General features: G+C 59.9%; 14 protein-coding genes. 5 read left to right on the top strand and 9 right to left on the bottom strand.

Going from position 1 to position 19,835, the window contains the following annotated elements; all coding sequences use genetic code 11:
* Positions 1-57 precede the first annotated feature (57 nt).
* The 8 genes from PSH73_RS26540 to uvrD form a co-directional block, all read right to left on the bottom strand.
* Positions 58-1,515, bottom strand: a complete 1,458-nt coding sequence (locus tag PSH73_RS26540) for a surface lipoprotein assembly modifier (RefSeq protein WP_305461641.1) — start codon at positions 1,513-1,515, stop codon at positions 58-60.
* A 135-nt stretch (positions 1,516-1,650) separates the two neighbouring features.
* The gene (locus PSH73_RS26535; RefSeq protein ID WP_233093208.1) at positions 1,651-2,412 is read right to left on the bottom strand and encodes a Slam-dependent surface lipoprotein; all 762 of its coding nucleotides are present in this window, start codon (positions 2,410-2,412) and stop codon (positions 1,651-1,653) included.
* Between the two features lie 129 nt (positions 2,413-2,541).
* Positions 2,542-2,664, bottom strand: coding sequence for a hypothetical protein (locus PSH73_RS26530; RefSeq protein WP_305461637.1), 123 nt, complete (start codon positions 2,662-2,664; stop codon positions 2,542-2,544).
* Positions 2,665-2,707: 43 nt separating this feature from the next.
* Positions 2,708-5,824, bottom strand: a complete 3,117-nt coding sequence (locus tag PSH73_RS26525; RefSeq protein WP_305461635.1) for a TonB-dependent receptor domain-containing protein — start codon at positions 5,822-5,824, stop codon at positions 2,708-2,710.
* Positions 5,825-5,959: 135 nt separating this feature from the next.
* Entirely contained in the window at positions 5,960-6,940 is a 981-nt protein-coding gene (locus PSH73_RS26520) for a FecR domain-containing protein (RefSeq protein WP_305461633.1), read from the bottom strand.
* Positions 6,941-6,983: 43 nt separating this feature from the next.
* Entirely contained in the window at positions 6,984-7,481 is a 498-nt protein-coding gene (locus PSH73_RS26515; RefSeq protein WP_057440570.1) for an RNA polymerase sigma factor, read from the bottom strand.
* A 185-nt stretch (positions 7,482-7,666) separates the two neighbouring features.
* On the bottom strand, positions 7,667-8,542 hold the full coding sequence (locus PSH73_RS26510; RefSeq protein ID WP_029290048.1) for a Tim44 domain-containing protein: 876 nt from the start codon (positions 8,540-8,542) through the stop codon (positions 7,667-7,669).
* Between the two features lie 224 nt (positions 8,543-8,766).
* On the bottom strand, positions 8,767-10,950 hold the full coding sequence (uvrD, locus tag PSH73_RS26505; RefSeq protein WP_057961208.1) for a DNA helicase II: 2,184 nt from the start codon (positions 10,948-10,950) through the stop codon (positions 8,767-8,769).
* Between the two features lie 280 nt (positions 10,951-11,230).
* Here uvrD and PSH73_RS26500 point away from each other — a divergent pair, with 280 nt between their 5' ends.
* From PSH73_RS26500 to PSH73_RS26490, 3 genes are all read left to right on the top strand, one after another.
* Positions 11,231-14,110 carry a GGDEF domain-containing phosphodiesterase gene (locus PSH73_RS26500; protein ID WP_057961207.1) on the top strand — a complete coding sequence of 960 codons (2,880 nt, stop codon included), beginning with the start codon at positions 11,231-11,233 and terminating at the stop codon, positions 14,108-14,110.
* Positions 14,111-14,266: 156 nt separating this feature from the next.
* Entirely contained in the window at positions 14,267-15,133 is an 867-nt protein-coding gene (hexR, locus tag PSH73_RS26495) for a transcriptional regulator HexR (protein WP_029290040.1), read from the top strand.
* A 163-nt stretch (positions 15,134-15,296) separates the two neighbouring features.
* Positions 15,297-15,494, top strand: a complete 198-nt coding sequence (locus PSH73_RS26490; RefSeq protein ID WP_057444237.1) for a PA3496 family putative envelope integrity protein — start codon at positions 15,297-15,299, stop codon at positions 15,492-15,494.
* Here the strand turns inward: PSH73_RS26490 and PSH73_RS26485 are convergent.
* Complete coding sequence (locus tag PSH73_RS26485) at positions 15,424-16,398, bottom strand: LysR family transcriptional regulator (protein ID WP_057961206.1); 975 nt, start codon at positions 16,396-16,398, stop codon at positions 15,424-15,426. The genes PSH73_RS26490 and PSH73_RS26485 overlap by 71 nt on opposite strands.
* Before the next feature lie 195 nt (positions 16,399-16,593).
* Between PSH73_RS26485 and PSH73_RS26480 the strand changes: the two genes are divergently transcribed.
* Entirely contained in the window at positions 16,594-18,009 is a 1,416-nt protein-coding gene (locus PSH73_RS26480) for an acetyl-CoA carboxylase biotin carboxylase subunit (RefSeq protein WP_029290035.1), read from the top strand.
* Positions 18,010-18,020: 11 nt separating this feature from the next.
* The gene (gene oadA / locus PSH73_RS26475) at positions 18,021-19,829 is read left to right on the top strand and encodes a sodium-extruding oxaloacetate decarboxylase subunit alpha (protein WP_115129316.1); all 1,809 of its coding nucleotides are present in this window, start codon (positions 18,021-18,023) and stop codon (positions 19,827-19,829) included.
* Positions 19,830-19,835 lie beyond the last annotated feature (6 nt).

The raw sequence follows: 19,835 nt of genomic DNA, 5'->3' as shown, positions 1-19,835 counted from the left end.
TTTATACAGTAGCTCGCTATAAGTGCAACCGCGAAATAGAAAACCCGGGGTTATTGGTTAAAACTGCTTTTCCAGCTTTAGGCTGATGCTGTTTTTATCGTAGGAATAAAGCCAGTCGACATTGCTGACGACCTTGTTGTACTTGACCGTCAGACTGGGCACCACATCCATCACCGCCAGGCGTGGGGCGCGCAGGATAAAGGTGTAGCCCTGTTCATCGTCGTTGCGTCGCTCATCGACAATGGCGCTGTAGGCATCGTATTGGCGCTGGCGGTATGAGGCGAACAGCACAGCGCTGACGCCCACCTCGAAATCCTTGGCGACGCCCAGTCGCACACCTTTTTGCAGGTAAGCCTGGGTGCTGTCCCGGGCGTTGCGCTGGCTCAGGTCCACGCCGCCGAACAACGTCCAGCGCTGGGGCAGGGCCTGCCACAGAGTGGCGTAGAAAGAACTGATGCCGCCGTCGAGGTTGCTATTGATTTCGTGTTTGTAGGCCATGTCCTTGTATTCGCCTTCCAGCTTGAACATCCGCGTGGCTGACAGCGTGTGAATCCATTCGCCGCGCAGCCCCCAGGCGCTGTACATGGCGTTGTCGGCGATGGTGTTGAATTCATAGGATGGCCCGAGGGCGTACTGGTTTTTCGCATCGTGATAGCTGTAGCCGGCGTTGTTGATAATTGTGCTTTCGTTGTACTTGCTCTCCTTTTCATACGCCTGGCCGTACAACAGCGAGCGCATGAACACCCCGTGATGGCCGCTAAGGGCGATGCGCTTGTTGAGCGTTGCCTCGTAATCGGTGCCGTGGGCAGACACTGCCTTGGGCAGCGAGCGTTGGACCAGAATGGTTTCTTCGGCAGTGACATAGCGATACGTCACTGTGCTTTCGGGGGACTGGTTGAGATTTTTGCCCCAGGTCGGGCCGATGGCGAAGGAGCCTTGCCAGTCTTCACGGTGATCCAGGGCCTGCTTGAAACTGTCGACGGTCTTGCCCAGGCCCATGGCCTGCGCGTCGGAGGGGCTGAGGCCACTACTGATCTGCTGGAATACGGCGTTGGACTCGCCATCCTTGCGGCTTTCGAACAGCACCCGCGCCAGCTCCAGGCGGCCCGGCAGGAAGTCGGACTGTATCGCCAGCAATTGGCGGTAATAATCTTCGGCTTGCTCCAGGTCGCCATCGGCGCGGGCCAGGCCACCCTTGGCATAGGCGGTGAGCATCGGGTCGTGGCCGGGCAGGGCGGTGTAGCGTTTGAGGTAGTCCCTGGCTTGGGACCAGTTCTGGCGCGAGATCGACACATACACTGCACGGCCCAACTCATCCAGGGTGTTGCCAACGGTGTAGTCCTGACCGTCGATGTTCAAGAGTGGCGCGGCACCGTCGCTGGGCATTTCATCTTTGAGCAACTCGCGCTCTTGCTGATTGGCGCGGTACTCGATGGTCTGGTTCAGGCGCAGGCTGGTGTCCTGGTCGGCAGCAAATACCGTAGGGGTTATGAACAGCAGTAGGAAAAAGGGCAAAACGTGTAGCGTGAGGGATCGCTTGCAGTAGGGCTGGGGCATTACCGGGCTCTCGGGATCGCTTCAAAACGCCCAAAGCGAGTGCCTGGGGGCAGGCACTTGCTTAGGTGGTGCTACAACAGGTTCAACCGACGATTACTTGGCGACACCACCGAAGGCGGTGTCGTAGTTGCGATCGGAGAACTTAGCGATACCGGCCAGCGACGCGGTGGAGCCTGCGCCGAAGAAGCTGCCTTGGGTGGTGCCGGTTGACAGGCTTGCGTTACTCACGGCGTCACGCGCTCGTGCAGTACCGGCGAAGCTGGCATCGGCAGTGTTGATGTTGGCCGACAACTGGACTTTCAGGGCGCTGTTGCTCAACGAGCCGGTCAGGGTTGGTGCCGCTGTACCGAAGGAAGCGGTCAGGTCGCCGGACAGTACGTTAGCGCCGGAGTAATTGTTAATGCCCTGTACCGCATAGGTCACGTTGGCAGTTGGCAGTACGCGGCCAGTGGTGTCGCCGGAGTAGTACACAACACGGGTTGGGTCATTGTTGGCGCCGGTTTGCGACCACTCGCCGTAGTACACCTGTTGGTTGGCGACTTGTTTGAAGTCAAAGTTGCCCAGTGTGGAGTGGGAAGCCGGCATCATCGCGGTAGTAATGGTGGATACACCATTTGCGTCGTTGGCAGCCATGCCTTTCAAGCCGCTGAAGGCAACTTTTGTACCGTTGTAAAACGCTTTTACGCCAATGGCAGGCTGACCCGCCGAGCCAGGGTGGTTCGTAGAGCCGGTGCCACTGGAACCGTCAACAACGATGGTGCCATCGTAACTTTGACCAGAAGAAGTGGCTGCTTGAGCAACGCCAGCCAGACCCAGAAGTGCCACTGCCAATACTGTGTGTTTGAAAGATTTCATTTCATCATCCATTGAGTGATTTAAATTAAGTCAACACGTCAAGCATTTGCCGATTGCTTCTTTAGCCTCCCATGTCACACCTCGCAAGTTGGAACGTAGTGATAAAATGATTTCAATAGAAACTTATGTTCATTTAACAACCCCGCCGAAAGCGGTGTCGTAATCACGATTCGTAAATTTGGCGATACCGGGCAGCGATGCATTGGTGCCGGCACCGAAGAAGCTCCCCTTGGTGATGTATACGTTGGACATTTAATTCAGGCGTTACTGTCTCTGGTTTGCTGAGCCTTGAAATTTAAAAAGTGGTAGTAAATGCAAGTTTTAATGTGCGGCCGGGTGCGGGCATGGCCGAACGCGTCATCGGGTCGATATAGTAGAGGTTGCTCAAGTTAGTGCCCGTCAGCTCGATGGAGGCATCATCGGTCAACTTGTAGTTTACATAAGCATCATAAGTGACGATTTTGTCCCATGACATGGGCGTGTTGATGTAGTAACTGACCATGGCGCTGTTTGGGTAATTGCTGTTGAACTTGCTCTCGTGCTGACGGTAATAAATCGCGCGGCCACCGATCTCTAGTTTACGGTCGAGGAAACGTGCACCCAATCCAAGGTTGGCTGACCACTCGGGCTGAGACATGCTCACCAAGTAACCGCCCACAAAGCCATCATCCACGCAGTCAGGGGTACTGCCATCGGTGCTGATGGATAGGGCTGAATCTTCATCACAGACTTTATTTTTCAGGACATGGGCGAGGCTGAAATCGGTGAAAAAGCGCCCGCTATCGTAGCGACCTTGAAACTCCACGCCGGAGGTCATCTGTTTTTCCAGGTTACTGAAGCGCAGTTGGGGGCTGCGTTCAATCACGTTCTTCGTGGTGTTGTTGTAATAGGTCAATTTGACGTCGGCGCTCTCACTACCACCCCACCCGGCAAGGTTATGAATGTAAGCGACTTCGTAGTTATAGGCGTGCTCCGGCTCAAGTCCCCAAGGGTTTGTAGACGACGAGAATCCTATGGTGCTTTCAAACATGCTTGGGTAGCGGATGGCTTCACTGTAGCGAAGATAAACTCGACCATTTTCCGAGGTGTAAAAGGTCACTGATAAATTTGGCACCCAGCCGCTGTCTTTCTGATGTTTGGCACTGATATCTTTTTGCTCGGTAATATAATTGTCGTCTGCTGTGCACTGAATAATATTTTCCCCAGCGTTCACACCATTAATACACGGATTGTTATCGCGTGAATAACGACCTTTTCCATCATGTGCCCAGTTAACAAGGTGTTTGGTATCTTGAATACGCTTCGTATCTCGTTTGATCCGTTCTACATCCTCTAAACGCTCTTCATCCGTCATACCGAAGCCATCCCAAAACTGGCTCTCGTACGCTATTTTTTCATCAATCAATACTTTCAATTCGTGGTCTGTCAGCGTTTTTTGAGTGACGTAAGACACTCGCCGACCGGTTGGTACGTCTTGCGTTATTGTCCCTGTCTTGTCTTGGTCGCCTTTGAGATAGTCATCAAATGCCCAATACGATGAATAACGCATCCCGGCGTTGAATCGGGCAAATGTGACGGGTCTCCAATCGAAGTTGAAGTTGTACTCTTTTTCCACCCGGCGTCCGGCGCGGGGATACATGCGCAATGTGTCGCCGATGATGGGGTCTTGATAGTTATCGTTCGAGCCCAGCTTTTCATGTTGGTAGCTGCCGCCGAGGGTCAGGTCGAGGCTGTCGAGCAGCTTGAGTTTGTTGCTTGCAGTCAAACCGACGCGGTCATGCTGGGCATTGGCTACGGCCGTGTTCCGGTACACTCGATCATCTTCGGTGGTCTGATTGGGTACACCGCCGCTGCTGTAAGTATCGCTGCGGGTATTGGTTGCCCAGAGGTTGGAATAGAAGTCCACCCATGGGTTGCCCTCAGGCTTGAGATTGTATTCCAGGTTGTAGGCTTTGCTTTGTACATGACTCAAGGGCCACTGCGGTACGCCGTAAGTGGCTGCGTCATAGAGGTCCTGGGGCCTGAAGAACGAGATGCGCGATGGCATGATTTCGCCATATAGCGCATCCGTATCGCGGTAGCCGAACTCCAGGGATTGGCCTTCATCGATCTTGAGTTTGGCCTTGCCCAGCCAGGACTCCATCTTGCTGGAAGTGTTGGGTACCTCATCGCCCGGCTTGTAGATATTTGCCAGGTTGGGGATGTAGTCAAATTGGCCGTTGATCTGTTTACCGGTGGAGTAAAAGTCGGTCTTGTTCTTGCCTGCGTAGTGGTTGCCCTTTTCCCGGAAGGCGTAGGCCGCCAACAGTTCGAATTTCTCCTGACGTGTGCCCAAGGCTAAACGATAGGCAGAATCATCGCTGGACAGGAGTTTGTTGTTACTGCTCGTGCGCGGATGTTTGTACAGCGAAGGATCGTAGTAAGAGTGGAGGGGAATGTGCTGATAGTCGGGACTGCGCGTCTGCCCGGTCAGCAGCGTCGGCAGCTTGGGCGACACCGAATTGTTGCTGCCTTCGATCTTGAGTTCGCCACCGAACGCCTGGTCTTCCTTGAGTATGTCGTCGACGTTCAGGGTGTTGGCTACCACTGCCCCCCCGACGCCGCTGTAGACGTTACGCTCCAGGTTCGGGCCCTTGAGCACCTTGATGCTGCCGATCAAGTTGGGGTCGATGTAATTACGGTTGTTGGCGCCCATGTAGCCGCGATAAGCGGTGATTGCCTGCTCGGTGCCGTCGATGGTCACCGGCACGCGGCCGGGGCCCTGGATGCCGCGGATGTTTGGGTCCAGTGCGCCGCTGTTGCGCGAGTCGCCGCTGTACACGTTGAGCATGCCCTTGAACATATCGGCGGGGGCCGCGCCTTTGTAGCGTTCGATCTGCTCCTTGCCGGCATACACCGAGGAGATGTCCTGGTCGTAGATATCGTTGTAGCCCTTCTCGTCCCGGGACTGCTTGCCTTCCATGCCCATGATGTACGTCGGATGCAGGTCGCCGGCCTGGATGCCCGCCGAGTTCGGCATCGATTGCACTTGGATGATCGGGCGTTCGGCAGAGCCGGTGAGGCTGTAGCTGACCCCTTGGTTGGCCAGCAGCGTTTGCAGTGCGGCATCCAGGGAGAGGCGACCCTTGACTGGGTTACCGTAGCTTTTGGTGAGGTCGTTACTGCCCAGGTAGAGCTCGACACCGGCTTGACGCGCCAACAGCACCAAGGCTTCGTCCAGCGCCAGGGTGGGTACGTTGAACGTGTATAGGTCAGTGGCCGGGGCGTGGTTTGCACTGGCGGCTGGTGCCGCCAGCACCGCGCTGATGGTCGCGGCATCGGCGACCAGCGCAATGACGGCCAACTGGATCCCCAGGCTCAGCCGGGTACGTTTTGTTCCCTGGCGTTTTTTGTTGTTCTCTTGCGTCTGCAAAACCGGCCTCACTAAAGTAAATAAGATTTATTCACATGTAGTAGAAACGGCCCAGCTGCAAAAACGCGATAGATCGTTATGATCTATGTATGTAGTTTTTTATCCGATTTAGAAACTTACGCTGCCTGAGGTTACTCAGTAGATCAGCGTCAGCCCTGGCAGGTCGACCATGCGCCCGTGGACTTGCGCCACCAGGTGTTCAAGCGCGTCGTCCAGGTTATCCAGGCGCATCACCGCGCTGACCCGGGCGTTGCGCAGCGCCTCGCCCTTGACCAGCACCAGCCCGGGTCGGTAACGGTTGATGCGGGCGGCGACATCGGCAAGGGACTCGCGCTGGAATACCAGCCGGCCTTCCTGCCAACTGGCCAGTTCCTCGGGGTTGGTGTTCAGCGGCACCAGGCCCGTTTTGGGGCTGAAGCGCAGGCTGTTACCCTGCTCCAGCAGCGCGGAGCCGGCGGCCTCATCGCGCCCGTGCGGGGTCAGGTTGACCTCGACCCGGTGTTGCAGCACACCCACCCAGCCTTCGCGATCCTTGCCCACACCGACCAGATAACGCGTGCCTCGCGCGGTGATATCGGCCCCGGGCGCTTGTACGGTGAAGGGCCGCCGCTCCTGTTCATTCATTGGCGCAGGGGTGAAGACCGCCTCGCCCTGGCTCAGGCGCACCCGCCGGGTCTGATCGTCGTAGACCAGGCTCAGGATACTGTGGCTACCCAATTCCACCTGGCTGCCATCGGCCAGGGTGATCTGGCGCACTTCGCCAAAACCGGTGTGATAGTCGCTGTTCAGGGCTTGTAGCCAGAAGGGTGGGGTCAGCAGCATCCAGCAGCCCAACACCAGTGCAGCCACGGCGCTGCCGCCGACCACCGGCATGCGCAACCAGGCAGACCGCGGCGGGCGCTGGGGTTTTACATAACCGGGGCGTTGCTTGAGCTGGGCGGTAGCCTGCCATGCACGATTGGCGCGCTCGGCGGCGGCGGCGTGCAACGGGTCGGCGGCCAGCCAGCGCTGAAAAGCCTCGAGTTCACGTGCCGAAAGCTGTCCTTGGCGATGGCGCATCACCCAGTCGGCAGCTTTGCGCTCTACCGGGTCGATAGTCTGTGGGGAGGCGTTCACGGTTCGGTCTATTTACCTTTTGGCTCTTTGTCGTACACAAGGCTCAGCCCTCTTGGCCCGGCTCAAGCGCCCGGCCAATCCTGGCCAGGGCCATGGCCATGTGTTTTTGTACAGAGCTTGTGGATATCCGTAAATAGCGCGCGGTCTCTTTGTGCGTCATGCCCTCCACCCGGCACAGCATGAACACATCGCGGGTACGCGGTGGCATGCGCTCCAGCAGGCTTTCCAGGTGCTCCAGTTCCAACGCGCCGAGGGCCTGTTCTTCAGGGCAACTGGTTTCGTCGACCAGGGTGGCGAAGAAGGCGCTGGGGTCGTTGTCGTAACGCTTTTCACCATAGCGGCGGTGATGGTCGATCATCAGGTTGTGCGCTACCCGAAACAGATAGGACGGCGCGCACAGCACGCGCTCCAGGCTCTCCAACTGGGCGATGCGCAGGAAAGTGTCCTGCACCAGGTCCGAGGCCAGGCTTGGGGAGCACTTTTTGCGCAACAGATAGCGATGCAACGCGGGTGCATGTTGAGTGAACAGTTTTTCCAGCACGGCGGCACTTTCCTATGCTCGGGCAGAACCGGGGAGGGCGAGTATAATGAGAGTCGTTCTCATTAATCCAGCAAAACCCCATGCCGACTTTTCCACAGGCAAAAAAACACCCCGGCTGTGCAGGCTTCTTAAAGCGCTGCACAAGACCGGGGTGTTCGTTACAGCAGGCTGTAGGCCTTTGCGGATCAGCCGTTCTGGCGGATACCGGCTACCAGCCATGGCTGGTTTTCGCCCTGTGGACGTTCCATGTTCCAGCTTTCGCTGAACACTTCGCCCTGGTCGAAGCGCGAGGTCTTCGACACACCGCTGAAGGTCAGGGTGGCGATGGTCTTGTCGGCGCGGTCATCCACACCTTCCAGTTGTACGCGCAGGTCGTCGATATAGGTCGACTGGAAAGCGTCGCCCAACTCGGCACGTTCGCGCTTGAGGAACTCCAGCAGTTGCGGGGTCACGAACTCGGCGATCTTGTCCATTTCGTTGGCGTCCCAGTGTTGCTGCAGGGACTGGAAGTGGTTGCGGGCCGCTTCGACGAAACGCTCTTCGTTGAACCAGGCTGGCGCATTGATCACCGGACGGGCGGCAGCAGCCGGTGCCGCCGAGCCGCCGAAGATCGAACCCATGGCAGGCTTTTGCTCGAACACTTCACGCTGCATCGGCGCGCCGGCTGGAGCCAGGTGCTCCTGCTGCTTGCGGCGACGGGCGGCGATAAAGCGGAAGATCACAAAGGCGATGACGGCCATGATCAGGATGTCGAAGATCTGCATGCCCTGGAAGCCGCCGCCCATGAACATGGAAGCGAGCAGGCCACCGGCAGCGATACCGGCCAGAGGGCCCAACCAGCGCGAAGCACCGCCGGCCTTGGCAGCAGCGCCTGCGGCACCGGCTGCACCTGCGGTGGCAGCCGCTCCGCCCATGCCGCCAGCGGCTGGGGCCATTTGGCTGGTCTGGTGGCTCGGCGCTGCGCCGGAGCTTTTACCGCCACCGAAGCGTTTGGCGTTGGCGTCGAGGCTCATCGTCAGGCCGATGCACAACGCCATGGCGATGCTAAGAAAACGTTTCATAAAGGGAATTCCCATTTGTGGATTGCACGCGCGCCATGTTGCACAGGTGTAGAGGCAGTGGCTAGCGGCATAATGTTTCGGGCTTTTGCGTAAGACCTATTCGGAATGGTCTGTAGGACTAATTACAGATATTGGCCCGTACGTGTGAAAAACAAGGGCAAGGCGACCCATTACACCCAGGCAGAGCGTCCGGGCGCTCCCACGCAGAGCGTGGGAACGCTCAGTCAGACCGCTTCGAGCTTGGCGTAACCCATCATTAGCCACTTGCTGCCTTCGGCGAAGTTCACCTGCACTCGGGCCTGGGCCCCGGCGCCTTCGAAGTTGAGGATCACCCCTTCGCCAAAGATCGCATGCCTGACCTGCTGGCCAAGGCTGAACGGGGTCTCGGGAATTTCCGAACCGGCAAACATGCTGCTGGAGTTCTGCTGCTGGCCGCCGCCAAACGGCCGGCTGACGCTATTGGACAAGCGCACTTCCTGAATCAGCCCTTTCGGCACTTCCCGTACGAAGCGCGAGACCTTGTTGTAGGTTTCGCTGCCATACAGGCGCCGTGTCTCGGCGTAGGTCATCACCAGGTTCTGCATCGCCCGGGTGATACCCACGTAGGCCAGGCGGCGTTCTTCCTCAAGGCGGCCGGGCTCTTCCAGGCTCATCTTGTGCGGGAACAGGCCTTCTTCCATGCCCACCAGGAACACGTAGGGGAATTCCAGGCCCTTGGCACTGTGCAGGGTCATCAACTGCACGCTGTCTTCGTGCTCGTCGGCCTGGGTATCGCCCGCTTCCAGGGAGGCATGGCCGAGGAACGCCGCCAATGGCGACAGGTCGGCATCTTCCTCACTGTTCTCGAACGCCCGGGCGGCGCTGACCAGTTCCTCAAGGTTTTCTACCCGGGCCTGGCCTTTCTCGCCTTTTTCCGCTTCGTGATAAGCGATCAGGCCGGACTGTTCGATCACGGTCTGGGTCATCAGGTGCAGCGGCATTTCCAGGCACTTGGCGGCGAGGCTGTCGATCAACTCGACAAACCCACCCAAAGCCCCGGCAGCGCGGCCGGTCAGGCCTTTATTGGCGATCAGCAGGCGCATGGCCTCCCACATCGACACATCGCTGTGACGCGCATGCTCGCGGATCGCCTCGACGGTTTTCTCGCCGATGCCCCGTGCCGGTACGTTGATCACCCGCTCCAGCGCTGCATCGTTGCCGCGGCCTTCCAGCAAACGCAGGTAGGCCATGGCGTTCTTGATTTCCGCACGCTCGAAGAAGCGTTGGCCGCCATAGATGCGATACGGGATGCGCTCGCGCAGCAAGGCTTCTTCCAACACCCGCGATTGGGCGTTGGAACGGTACAAAATAGCGATATCGCTGCGGGCCAGCCCGGTTTTCAGGGCGCTTTCAATGGTTTCGACCACATAGCGCGCTTCGTCGTGCTCGTTGAAGGCGGCGTAGAGGTTGATCGCCTCGCCTTCGCCGCCATCGGTCCACAACTCCTTGCCCAGGCGCCCGGTGTTATTGGCGATCAAGGCGTTGGCGGCCTTGAGGATCCCGGCGGTGGAGCGATAGTTCTGCTCCAGGCGAATAGTCTCGGCGTCGGGGAAGTCGTCGGAGTACTGGTAGATGTTCTCGATTTTCGCGCCGCGCCAGCCGTAGATCGACTGGTCGTCGTCGCCCACCACCATCAGGCTGTCGCCGCCCTTGGCCAGCAGGCGCAACCAGGCGTACTGCACGGCGTTGGTGTCCTGGAACTCGTCCACCAGGATGTGCCGGAAGCGCTTCTGGTAGTGCGCGAGCAAACCGGGGTTGTCGCGCCACAGGTCGAGGGCGCGCAGTAGCAGTTCGGAGAAGTCGATGACGCCGGCACGCTGGCAGGCCACTTCATAGGCTTCATAAATGCTGCGCATGGTGGCCAGGAACAGGTCGCCACTGGCCTGGATATGTTGCGGGCGCAGGCCTTCGTCTTTCTGGCCGTTGATAAACCACTGGGCCTGGCGGACCGGCCAGCGTTGTTCATCCAGGCCCAACTCGCGGATTACCCGCTTGACCAGGCGTTGCTGGTCATCGCTGTCGAGAATCTGGAAGGTCTGGGCCAGGCCTGCCTCCTGCCAGTGGGCCCGCAACAGGCGGTGCGCCAGGCCGTGGAAGGTGCCGACCCACATCCCGGCCGGGCTGATGCCCATCAACTGCTCAATGCGGTGGCGCATCTCGGCAGCGGCCTTGTTGGTGAAGGTCACCGACAGGATCGAATGCGGGGATGCGTTCTCGACCTGGATCAACCAGGCGATACGGTGCACCAGCACGCGGGTTTTACCGGAGCCAGCACCGGCCAGGACCAACTGACGGCCAACGGGGGCTGCTACGGCCTGGCGTTGGGCATCGTTGAGGGAGTTCAGCAAAAGGGAGAGATCATCGCGCATCGGCGCATTCTAGGGTGCCGGGGGAAGGGGGGCAAATCCCATTGCCGGGTGGTCGCTACAAAAAAACCGCCGGCGCTGTTCAATCGGTAAATATTCCAGCCACGGTGATGACTGGTAAGTCATCCTCTGCAGCCCGCGCCCTGTCTTGTTCAGCCCCTCTGGGTCCATGGTTTGCGGGGGTTTATTCGCGGATTTTTATGATCCAGAGCAGTTTGGTCTGCCCGTCTGCTTGTGTATGCTCCGTCGACGTTTCGGGCTCACCATTATAAGAACACTGCCTATGACCCTCAGCACTGACTTGCCCGGCCCTTCTGTCGCGCCGGAGCAGGTTATCCGCAAGCACTACGCCATGGAGATGGCGGTCGAGCGCACGCGTCTGTTGTACCAGGGGTCGTTGCTGCCCACGTTATTGATGCTGATTAACGGTCTGGTCTGCGCCTGGTTGCTCTGGAGCCCGCAGCGTTATGTGCTGGTCGGCAGTTGGCTGGTGTGGTTGCTGGCCCTGGTGGCGATGCGCGTGATCCAGGTGGCGGCCTTCGACAGCGCCTTGCCCAGCCGACAGGCTCAGCCGGTCTGGCGGCGGATGTTCATGCTCGGTTCGGCGGCCAGTGGCCTGACCCTGGCGAGTGCGGCCATTGCCCTGGTGCCGTTGGATAGCTTCGTGCAGCAGGCCTGGGTCTTTGGCCTGATTGGCGCGGCCACTTTATCGGCCAGCGTGGCCTACGCCGTGAGTTTGCCGGCGTTTTTGTCGTTTGCCTTGCCCTGCCTGGTGCCCACCATCCTCTATCTATTCTGCAGCGGCGAACCGCAACTGCAGGGTTGGAGTTACCTGGGCCTGATCCTGCTGGCATCCCTGAGCCTGGTGGCATGGCAGGTCAACCGCCTGATCCAGCGCGGTTTGCTGAGGCGCTTCCAGAACCAGGCCCTGATCGAGCACTTGCAACAGGCACGTCAGCGTAGCGAGCAGTTGAATCAGGACCTGGTGCGCGAGGTCGAGCAGCGCCGCCAGATCGAGCAGGAACTGCGCGAGGCCCAGGTCGGCCTGCAACAGCGCGTCGAACAGCGCGGCCAGCAATTGGACGCCGCCAGCCTGGCCCTGAGCAAAAGCGAGGCGCGCCTGGCCATGGCGTTGCAGGCCAGTGAGCTGGGATTGTGGGACTGGAACCTGCAAACCGATGAAGTCCACCACACCCAACTCAAGGAGTTGTTCGGCCTGGAGCCGGAATACGTCACGGCGATGCTGCGCGACCTCAAGCCACGCCTGCACCCGGACGACTTGCCGCTGCTCAAGTACGCGCTGGTGGAGCACTTGAAAGGGCGCAGCGAGGACTATCAGGTGGAGTACCGCGTGCGCCATGGCGACGGGCGCTGGGTGTGGATCGAGGACCGCGGGCGCGCCGTAGAGCGCACCGCCAGCGGGCGCGTGACGCGCATGCTCGGTACCCGGCGCGATATCAGCGCCGGCAAGGCGGTGGAAGAGCAGTTACGGCTGGCGTCCACGGTGTTCGAGGCGGCCAGCGAAGGCATCGTGATCCTGGACCCGGAGTACGTGTTGATTGCGATCAACCAAGCCTTCAGCCGTGTCACCGGCTTTGATATCGACGACATGCTGGGGCGCAATGTCGTGGAGTTGCCGTGCAGCCGCGACGCTCGCCGGCACTTCCCGGTGATTCGCCAGGCCCTGTTGAACCACGGCAGTTGGCAGGGTGAACTGGTAGAGGCGCGCAAGAACGGCGAGCTGTACCCGCAATGGCTGCAATTGAGCGTGGTGCGCGATGTTCGGGGAAATGTCAGTCATATCGTGGGCTTCTTCGCCGATTTGTCCGCCCGCCGCGAGTCCGAGGAGCGCATGCGCTACCTCACCCATTACGACGAACTGACGGGCCTGGCCAACCGCTCGCTGTTCCGCGAGCGCCTTCGTGAGGCCCATCAACGGGTGCGTCAAGGCGGCCGCAGCCTGGCGTTGCTGCATATCAACCTGGACCGCTTCAAGCTACTCAATGACAGCCTGGGCCACGAAATTGCCGACCAATTGCTGCAAAAAATGGCCAGGCGCCTGATCAATGCCTTGCCGGAAGCCGACACCATTGCGCGACTGTCTGGCGACGAATTCGCGGTGTTGTTCGACGCCTATGGCAGCCTGTCGAGCCTGGCGCGGGTGGCCACCCGACTCTTGGCCAAACTGCGGGTGCCGGTGGCGGTGGAGGGGCATGAGTTGGTGGTCAGCGCTTCAATCGGTGTCAGCCTGTTACCGGATAACGCGCGGGAAATTTCCGCATTGGTCAGCCAGTCAAACATGGCCATGCAACACGCCAAGCATCTGGGCGGCAATAACTTCCAGTTCTATACCGACAGCTTGCAGGCCAGCACCCTTGAGCGTTTGCAGCTGGAAAACCAGTTGCGCAAAGCCATTGATGAGCGCCAGTTGAAGGTGTTCTACCAACCCAAGCTGTGCCTGGCCACCGGCAAGATGAACGCCGCCGAGGCGCTGGTGCGCTGGGACCATCCGCAGTGGGGCAGCGTGCCGCCGGGTGATTTTATCGGGCTGGCGGAAGAGACCGGGTTGATCGTGCCATTGGGCGAGTTTGTATTGCGCCAGGCCTGCTGGCAGGCCTGTGAATGGCAGCGCCAGGGCCTGGCGCCGATCCGCGTGTCGGTCAACCTGTCGGTGCACCAGTTGCGCCAGGGCAAGTTGGTCAGCCTGGTACGCCAGGTGCTGGACGAAACCGGGTTGGCCCCGCAGTACCTGGAGTTGGAGCTGACTGAAAGTCAGTTGCTCGACAGTGTCGAGCACATCATCGCCACCTTCCAGCAACTGCGCGATCTGGGGGTGAAGCTGGCCATCGACGACTTTGGCACCGGCTATTCGTCCCTCAGTTATCTCAAGCGCATCCCGGTGGATTACGTGAAGATCGACCAGACCTTTATCCGCGGCCTGGGCCAGGGGCGTGAAGACTTGGCGATTACCCGGGCCATCATCGCCATGGCCCATGGGTTGTCGCTCAAGGTGGTGGCCGAGGGTGTGGAAGATCAGCAGCAGCTGGATTTCCTGCGCGCTGAAAACTGCGATGAGGTGCAGGGCTATTTGATCAGCCGGCCGATCGAGGCCGAAGGACTGGCGGATTTGTTACGGAAAAATGCAGATTTTCCTGACGGCTAGCCAGGCGCCATCGGGTGCTACATCGCATTTGCCCGCTGATTCAGGGGGCAGTAGGGCGATTTAGTGATGCATCGAGCGGGCAAATCAGCAATTCTTGTAGTATAACTACAAGCTTGCTACATCCCTGGCGTCTGCCAATAACAAGAGTCCTGCCCTTTGAACCTGTTGCAACATATCGCCCAGTCGCGCCACCTGTTACGCAAATCGGAACTCAAGGTTGCCGATCACGTGCTGCTTGACCCTGCGGCCGTGATGCACAGTTCCATGGCTGACCTTGCCCACAGCGTGGGGATCAGCGAGCCGACCATCGTGCGCTTCTGCCGCGCCATCGGTTGCTCGGGGTTCCAGGACTTGAAGCTGAAACTGGCCCAGAGCCTGGCGGCCGGTGCCAGCTTCGGGCAGTTCGCGATTCATGAAGACGACTCCGTCGCCGACTACAGCCTGAAAATTTTCGACACCACCCTGCACACCCTGATGGAAGTGCGGGAGAAGCTCGACCCGATCGAGCTGCAAAAAGCCGTGACTGCCATGTCCCAGGCCCAGCGCGTGGAGTTCTATGGCTTTGGTGCGTCGGGTGCGGTGGCGGCGGATGCCCAGCACAAGTTCTTCCGTCTGCTGCTGACGGCGGCGGCCTACAGCGACCCGCACATGCAGGCGATGTCGGCGGTGACGTTGAAACCCACCGATGTAGCGATCTGTATTTCCCAGTCGGGCCGTTCCAAGGACTTGCTGATCACCGCCAACCTGGTGCGTGAAAGCGGCGCCTCACTGATCACCTTGTGCCCGAGCCAGACGCCATTGGCGGAGCTGTCCACGGTCAACCTGGCGATTGATGTGCACGAAGACACCGAGATCTACACCCCGCTGACCTCGCGGATTGCCCACCTGGTGGTGATCGACGTGCTGGCGATGGGCGTGGCCATGGCGCGTGGTCCGAGCCTGGTCAACCACCTCAAGAGCGTCAAGCGCAGCTTGCGCAGCCTGCGGCTGTCGCCCAAGTCCGTCAAAGCCCTCGACGACTGACCCAAGGTGGCACTCGGTCAACTGTGAGAGCAGGCAAGCCAGCTCCCACAGATTTGCTCGGTGTTGCACCGGCAAGATTCATCGTCCTGTAACCCGCGTGCCGCCAAACCGTCATCCCCCGCGCCCATCCTGAACTCCCCGTACTCGCATTGGGAGACTCGAAATGGCCCGGCACTACGAAGACAGCACCAGCACCGTCAAAACCCGTCGTCAGCAGGAAGACCAGCGCCGCATGGCGTTCCGTCGTGCAATTGAAGACCGTTGTGACCAGCGTCAACTGCTGCAGAGCATCAGCGACTATCCGGAGCTGCACTGGCAGGCGCCCGCGGCTGCCCAGCGAAGCGTTCAGCCAGCACGCTGATTTGCACCCGCTCGCTGCGGATAAAGCCCAGGAACGCATGGGCCACCGGTGACAGGCGCTTGGCCTTGGCCTGCACCAGGCACCAGCTGCGGTACAGCGGCAGCTCTTCCACCGGCAACTCCTTGAGCCCGCCGGTGGCCAGCTCCAGGTTCAGGGCGTGGCGCGTCAGCAGGGCCACGCCCAACCCCGCCACGACGCACTCGCGCTGTGCCTCGGCCGAGGCCACTTCCACCGTCTGGGTGAAGTGCACGCGCTTTTCCTTGAAGTACTCCTCGCAGGCCAGGCGCGTCCCGGAGCCCGGCTCGCGCAGCAGCAAGGTGTAGGGTTCCAGATCCTGCAGGCGCAATGGGCCTTGCAGGTTCAGTGGGTGGTCCGGCGGGGCCACCGCGACAATCGGGTTGTTGAGAAAGGGCAAAAATTCCAGGCCCATGTCCTGCGGCACCATGGACATGATCACCAGGTCGTCACGGTTGTCCGACAGCCGGCGGATCACCTGGGCGCGGTTGACCACCGTGAGGTGCAACTGCACCTCGGGATGCTGGCGCTTGAAGGCGGCGAACAAGTGCGGCACGAAGTATTTGGCACTGGACTCCACCGCCAGCTTCAATTGCCCCTGCAGCGAGCCCTGCATGTCCGAGAGCTGCATATCAAGGTTTTCCAGGCGCCCGAAGATGTCCCGGCTGGCCCGCTGCAGGGCTTCGGCGGCTTCGGTCATGTAGAGCTTTTTGCCCACATAGTCGAACAACGGCTGGCCGACCAGCTCTTCGAGCTGGCGAATCTGTAGGCTGACGGCGGGTTGTGTAAGGGACATTTCCTCGGCAGCGCGGCTGTAGGAGCGCAAATCGCAGACTTCATTGAAGATCTGCAATTGACGTAATGTCATACGCATCAGTGACTTACGCATAATTCAAAGCGGCTCGCAGGGGGCTGTGGGGTCAACTATAAGTCTTTACTTATACACAACCCAATAATTATTGATTTTTGTTAATCCCTAAGTGCGCATAGTGTGTGTCTGGCGACTGACCTGAAACATTTAGTCACGCGCCGACCTGGTCTAGCAGGTCGAAGAACGCAGCAATCGGCTCAAGGGAATTTCCAAGTGATAACAAAGATCCTGATCGCCAACCGTGGTGAGATTGCCGTCCGCATTGTGCGGGCCTGTGCCGAAATGGGTATTCGTTCGGTGGCGGTCTATTCCGACGCTGACCGGCACGCCTTGCACGTCAAGCGCGCCGATGAGGCCCACAGCATTGGTGCCGAGCCCCTGGCCGGTTACCTGAACCCGCGCAAGCTGGTGAACCTGGCTGTGGAAACCGGCTGCGACGCGTTGCACCCTGGCTACGGCTTCCTCTCGGAAAACGCCGAACTGGCGGACATTTGCGCCGAACGTGGAATCAAATTCATTGGTCCATCGGCCGAAGTCATTCGCCGCATGGGCGACAAGACCGAAGCGCGCCGCAGCATGATCAAGGCCGGCGTGCCGGTGACGCCGGGCACCGAAGGCAACGTCGCCGACATCGCCGAGGCGCTGACCGAAGGTGACCGCATTGGTTACCCGGTGATGCTCAAGGCCACCTCCGGTGGTGGCGGTCGCGGCATTCGTCGCTGCAACAGCCGTGAAGAACTCGAACAAGCCTTCCCCCGCGTCATCTCCGAGGCCACCAAGGCCTTTGGTTCGGCGGAAGTGTTCCTGGAAAAATGCATCGTCAATCCCAAGCACATCGAGGCGCAGATCCTCGGCGACAGCTTTGGCAACGTGGTGCATCTGTTCGAACGTGATTGCTCGATCCAGCGCCGTAACCAGAAGCTCATCGAAATCGCCCCCAGCCCCCAACTGACCCCCGAACAGCGTGCCTACATCGGCGACCTGTCGGTGCGTGCGGCCAAGGCCGTGGGCTATGAGAACGCCGGCACCGTGGAGTTCCTGCTCGCCGAGGGCGAGGTGTACTTCATGGAGATGAACACCCGGGTGCAGGTGGAACACACCATCACCGAAGAAATTACCGGCATTGATATCGTTCGCGAGCAGATCCGCATCGCGTCCGGCCTGCCGCTGTCGGTAAAACAGGAAGATATCCAGCACCGTGGCTTTGCGTTGCAGTTCCGTATCAACGCCGAAGACCCGAAGAACAACTTCCTCCCAAGCTTCGGCAAGATCACCCGTTACTACGCCCCCGGCGGCCCCGGCGTGCGTACCGACACGGCAATCTACACCGGCTACACCATCCCACCGTTCTACGACTCCATGTGCCTGAAACTGGTGGTATGGGCGCTGACCTGGGAAGAAGCCATGGACCGCGGCCTGCGAGCCCTGGACGACATGCGCCTGCAAGGCGTGAAGACCACCGCCGCCTACTACCAGGAAATCCTGCGCAACCCGGAATTCCGCAGCGGCCAGTTCAACACCAGTTTTGTGGAAAGCCATCCTGAGCTGACCAACTACTCGATCAAGCGCAAACCCGAAGAGCTGGCCCTGGCCATCGCCGCCGCCATCGCCGCCCACGCAGGCCTGTGAGGAATATAACAATGAGCAAGAAGATCTTCGTTACCGACACCATCCTGCGCGACGCCCACCAATCGTTGCTGGCCACCCGCATGCGCACCGACGACATGCTGCCGATCTGCGACAAGCTCGACAAAGTCGGCTACTGGTCCCTGGAAGTCTGGGGCGGCGCGACCTTCGACGCTTGCGTACGCTTCTTGAAAGAAGACCCGTGGGAGCGCCTGCGCAAACTGCGCGCCGCGTTGCCCAACACGCGCCTGCAAATGCTGCTGCGTGGGCAGAACCTGCTGGGCTACCGCCATTACAGCGACGACGTGGTCAAAGCCTTCGTGGCAAAGGCAGCGGTAAATGGCATCGACGTGTTCCGTATCTTCGACGCCATGAACGACGTGCGTAACCTGCGCGTGGCCATCGAAGCGGTAAAAGCGGCCGGCAAACACGCCCAGGGCACCATCGCCTACACCACCAGCCCGGTGCACACCATCGAGGCGTTCGTGGCCCAGGCCAAGCAGTTGGAGTCCATGGGGTGCGACTCCATTGCGATCAAGGACATGGCCGGCCTGCTGACCCCGTATGCCACTGGCGAACTGGTCAAGGCGCTGAAGGCCGAGCAGAGCCTGCCGATCTTTATCCACTCCCATGACACCGCCGGTTTGGCCGCGATGTGCCAACTCAAGGCTATCGAAAACGGTGCCGACCATATCGACACCGCCATCTCCAGCTTCGCCTGGGGCACCAGCCACCCGGGTACCGAGTCGATGGTCGCCGCCCTCAAAGGCAGCGAATTCGACACCGGCCTCGACCTGGAGCTGTTGCAGGAGATCGGTCTGTACTTCTATGCCGTGCGCAAGAAGTACCACCAGTTCGAAAGTGAATTCACCGCCGTCGACACCCGCGTGCAAGTCAACCAGGTGCCGGGCGGGATGATTTCCAACCTGGCCAACCAGCTCAAAGAGCAGGGCGCCCTCAACCGCATGAGCGAAGTGCTGGCGGAGATCCCACGGGTACGTGAAGACCTCGGCTTCCCGCCGCTGGTCACGCCAACCTCGCAAATCGTCGGCACCCAGGCGTTCTTCAACGTGCTGGCCGGCGAGCGCTACAAGACCATCACCAACGAAGTGAAGCTGTACCTGCAAGGCGGCTACGGTAAGGCGCCGGGCACGGTGAACGAGAAGTTGCGTCGCCAGGCCATCGGCAGCGAAGACGTGATCGACGTGCGCCCAGCCGACCTGCTCAAGCCGGAAATGACCAAGCTGCGTGGCGAAATCGGCGCGTTGGCCAAGTCCGAAGAAGACGTGCTGACCTACGCGATGTTCCCGGACATCGGCCGCAAGTTCCTTGAAGAGCGCGACGCCGGCACCCTGGCCCCAGAAGTATTGCTGCCGATCCCGGAAGCCGGCGGCGTGGCCCGTGCCGGCGGTGAAGGTGTGCCGACCGAGTTCGTGATCGACGTGCACGGCGAAAGCTACCGCGTGGATATCACCGGTGTTGGCGTCAAGGCCGAAGGCAAGCGTCACTTCTACCTGTCCATCGACGGCATGCCGGAAGAAGTGGTGTTCGAACCGCTCAACGAATTCGTCGGCGGCGGCACCAGCAAGCGCAAGCAGGCCAGCGAGCCGGGCCATGTGAGCACGGCGATGCCGGGCAATATCGTGGATGTGCTGGTCAAGGAAGGCGACGTGGTCAAGGCCGGCCAGGCTGTGCTGATCACCGAAGCGATGAAGATGGAGACGGAAGTGCAGGCGGCCATCGCCGGCAAAGTCACCGCCGTTCACGTAGCCAAGGGCGACCGGGTCAACCCGGGTGAAATCCTGATCGAAATCGAAGGCTGATCCCCA

The sequence above is a fragment of the Pseudomonas sp. FP2294 genome (assembly GCF_030687625.1).
Taxonomy (GTDB): domain Bacteria; phylum Pseudomonadota; class Gammaproteobacteria; order Pseudomonadales; family Pseudomonadaceae; genus Aquipseudomonas; species Aquipseudomonas shahriarae.
This window is presented reverse-complemented; position numbering and strand designations above follow the sequence as displayed.

Bases quoted from the DNA above. Each gene is read 5' to 3' on its own strand.
- PSH73_RS26535 (WP_233093208.1), bottom strand. From the start codon at position 2,412: ATGAAATCTTTCAAACACACAGTATTGGCAGTGGCACTTCTGGGTCTG.
- PSH73_RS26530 (WP_305461637.1), bottom strand. From the start codon at position 2,664: ATGTCCAACGTATACATCACCAAGGGGAGCTTCTTCGGTGCCGGCACC.
- PSH73_RS26510 (WP_029290048.1), bottom strand. From the start codon at position 8,542: ATGAAACGTTTTCTTAGCATCGCCATGGCGTTGTGCATCGGCCTGACG.
- uvrD (WP_057961208.1), bottom strand. From the start codon at position 10,950: ATGCGCGATGATCTCTCCCTTTTGCTGAACTCCCTCAACGATGCCCAA.
- PSH73_RS26500 (WP_057961207.1), top strand. From the start codon at position 11,231: ATGACCCTCAGCACTGACTTGCCCGGCCCTTCTGTCGCGCCGGAGCAG.
- PSH73_RS26490 (WP_057444237.1), top strand. From the start codon at position 15,297: ATGGCCCGGCACTACGAAGACAGCACCAGCACCGTCAAAACCCGTCGT.
- PSH73_RS26485 (WP_057961206.1), bottom strand. From the start codon at position 16,398: ATGCGTAAGTCACTGATGCGTATGACATTACGTCAATTGCAGATCTTC.
- oadA (WP_115129316.1), top strand. From the start codon at position 18,021: ATGAGCAAGAAGATCTTCGTTACCGACACCATCCTGCGCGACGCCCAC.